This is a genomic window from Aquabacterium sp. (assembly GCF_004297345.1).
Taxonomy (GTDB): domain Bacteria; phylum Pseudomonadota; class Gammaproteobacteria; order Burkholderiales; family Burkholderiaceae_C; genus Aquabacterium.
In genome coordinates this window covers 1-3,071 of record NZ_SCTN01000225.1, presented here as the reverse complement: position 1 = coordinate 3,071, position 3,071 = coordinate 1, and the positions used below count along the sequence as shown (strand labels likewise).

At 64.8% G+C, this 3,071-nt stretch carries 3 protein-coding genes; 1 reads left to right on the top strand and 2 read right to left on the bottom strand.

Annotated features, from left to right (window positions below):
• On the top strand, positions 1–919 hold a 919-nt coding region (locus tag EPO09_RS08115), incomplete at its 5' end, for a LysR family transcriptional regulator (RefSeq protein WP_367200054.1).
• A gap of 15 nt (positions 920–934) precedes the next feature.
• Here EPO09_RS08115 and EPO09_RS08110 read toward each other — a convergent pair.
• Positions 935–2,113 carry an aminotransferase class I/II-fold pyridoxal phosphate-dependent enzyme gene (locus EPO09_RS08110; protein WP_290641969.1) on the bottom strand — a complete coding sequence of 393 codons (1,179 nt, stop codon included), beginning with the start codon at positions 2,111–2,113 and terminating at the stop codon, positions 935–937.
• Between the two features lie 12 nt (positions 2,114–2,125).
• A partial coding sequence (locus EPO09_RS08105) for an ATP-binding protein (RefSeq protein WP_290641967.1) occupies positions 2,126–3,071 on the bottom strand: 946 nt, incomplete at its 5' end.

Below are 3,071 nucleotides of genomic sequence, written 5' to 3'. Positions count from 1 at the left end.
TTCGAAAAATGGAATAGTGATGGACAGGCTCTACCTGATGACCGTTTACGTGGCCGTGGCCGAAGAAGAAAGCTTCGCGGGGGCAGCCAGGCGCCTGGGTATGTCACCCCCGGCGGTGACACGCGCCATTGCCGCCCTGGAAGAGCGCCTGGGCGTGAAGCTGCTCAACCGCACCACCCGCCATGTGCGCGCGACCGATGCCGGCCAGCGCTATTTGGATGACGCGCGCCGTGTGATCGCTGCCGCTGATGAAGCCGATGAGGCTGCCGTGGGCGTCAATGCCCAGCCACGCGGGCACATGACGGTGACGGCGCCTGTGCTTTTCGGGCGCATGTACGTGATGCCCGGCATCGTCGAGTACTTGCGCACCTATCCAGAGACAACCGTCTCGGCGCTCTTTCTGGATCGCGTGGTCAACATGCTGGAAGAAGGCGTGGATGTGGGCATCCGCATCGGCGAGCTGTCGGACTCCAGCTACCGGGCTGTGCGTGTGGGACACGTGCGCCGCGTGATCTGCGCGTCACCGGCCTATCTGAAGCAGCGGGGTATCCCTCAGACGCCGTCCGACCTGAAGCACCATGAGGTGATCGTGGCCAGCAGCATGTCGCAAAGCGTGGAATGGCGCTTTGTCGACAACGGTGAGCCTTTGAGCGTGCGCATCAAGCCTCGCTTGACGGTCTCCAGCAACGACGGCGCCATCGAGGCCGCTTTGCAAGGCCTGGGCGTGACGCGCCTGATGTCGTATCAGGTGGCGCCCTTGTTGGCCAAGGGCGAGCTCAAGGTGGTGCTCAGCGAGTTTGAGAGCCCGCGTGTGCCCATCCACATCATCCATCGTGAAGGCCGCCATGCATCGGCCAGGATGCGGGCCTTCATCGATCTGATGGCGCAGAGGTTGCGGGCCGATGCCTCACTCAATTGAGCCCGTTTGTCTGCGTCAGCGAACGCCCTGGACGAAGCCAGCAAGTCGCCGCAGTCCTTCGTTCAGATCATCTTTGGATGCCGCGTAAGACAACCGGACGTGCGCTTTCGCCCCGCATTGCCCGAAGTCATACCCCGGCGTCAGCGCCACATGCGCTTCCTGCAAGGCCTGCTCGCAGAACTGCATCGCATCCAGCCCGCTTGCGCTGATGTCGATGTACACATAGAAAGCGCCATCTGGTGGCACGGGCACAGGCAGGCCCATATCAGCCAGGCCTCGCAGCACCAGTGCCCGGCGCTCCGCAAACTCCTGCTTGCGTGCCTCGCACACCGCGATGGATTCGGGTGTGAAGCAGGCCAGCGCGGCCATCTGCGCGGGCGTAGAGGCGCAGATGTAGTAGTTCTGAGCCAGGCGCTCCATCACGGGCACCATGTCTTCAGGTACCACGGCCCAGCCTAGTCTCCACCCGGTCATACCAAAGTACTTGGAGAAGCTGTTGATCACGCAGGCGCCAGGGTCTGACGCGAGGATGGTGGGCGGCGCTGCGTGGCCATCACCCGGGGCATCGCTGAGGTTGAGGTAGATCTCATCGACGATGCGCCACGCACCATGCGCACGAGCCCAATCGCAGATCGCAGCCAGCTCGGCCGGCGGCACCGAGGTGCCTGTGGGGTTCGATGGCGTGGCGATCATCAGGCCGCGTGTGCGGGCGCTCCAGTGGCGTTGCACCGCGCCCAGATCCAGCTGAAAGCGGCTGCTGGCATCGGTAGGCACCAGGCGCACATCGGCGCCGAAGCCGCTGAGGAACTGGCGATTGCAGGGGTAGGAGGGATCGCCCACCAGCACCTCGTCACCAGGGTCGACGAGGGCGGCCGTGACCAGCAGCAAGGCTGCCGAGGCGCCGGCCGTCACCACCACGCGCTCGGGGTTCAGGCTCAGGCCATGGGCTTGTTGGTAGAAGCCGGCAATGGCTTCACGCAAGGCGGGCAGGCCCAGGGCGCCGGTGTAGGGCATGGCCGTGTCCAGGGCGATGCGTTGCAACTCGGCGCGCACGGCAGGCGGGGCGCCAAAGTCGGGCTCGCCCAGATTGAGCCGGATGACACGGTGGCCGGCGGCTTCAAGCTCGGCGGCACGTTTGCCGAACTCCATGGCCAGGAACGGGGTGATGGCTTGGGCGCGTTGGGATATCTTCATGGCCAGGCGATGTTATCGCTTGCGCACGCGCTCCGTGTGTTCGTCCACGCAGTCCAGCAGTGCGTGCACGTTCAAGGGTTTGGTGAGGTAACCGCTGAAGCCGTTTTCTTTGGCGCGATGGATCTGGTCAGGCATGGCATCGGCTGAAAATGCCACGCGGGGTACCTGGGCCAGTTGCGGGTCTTGCGCCAGGCGGCTGGCGAGCTCGAAGCCGCTCATGTCGCCCAGGTGCATGTCCAGCAGGAAGACATCGGGCGTGTGGGCATGGGCCATCTCCAGGGCCTCTTTGCCGCTGCCTGCCACCAGCAAGAGACAGCCCGGGCGCAGTTTGAGCACCTCGCGCACCAGTTCGATGTTCACGTCGTTGTCTTCGGCGTACAGCATCACCAGCTCGATGCTGTTGGCCTGGCGGCGCTTGGGCGCGGCCACGGGCTGGCTGACTTGCGGCAGATCACCGGCTTCTGTGCGGGGCACCCATGCGATGAAGCTGGAGCCCTGCCCCGGCTGGCTGCGCACTTCCAGGCGCCCTTTCATGGCCTCCAGCAGCTTGCGCACGATGACCAGGCCGATGCCTGTGCCTTCGATGCCGGTGGCTTCAGCGCCCAGGCGGTTGAAGGGCTCGAACAGATGCGCTTGCTGAGCCGGTGTCAGGCCGATACCCGTGTCATCGATCGCAATGGCCACCAGATCACCGTCCTGCCAGATGCGGGGGGTGATCTGGCCGTGCGGTTTGTTGTACTTGATGGCGTTGCTCAAGAGGTTGACCAGCACCTGCCGCAAGCGGATGGGGTCTACGCACACGGCGGGATCCATCCCGGCTTCAAAAGGCCGGATGGCGATGCCGCGTTCGCTGGCCAGGGGCCCCACCAGGTGGCAGGCTTCAGACAGCAGCGTAGAGGGGCGGCAGGCCTCGGTGGCCAATGGCAGGTTGCCTGCCTCGATGCGCGAGAGATCCAGC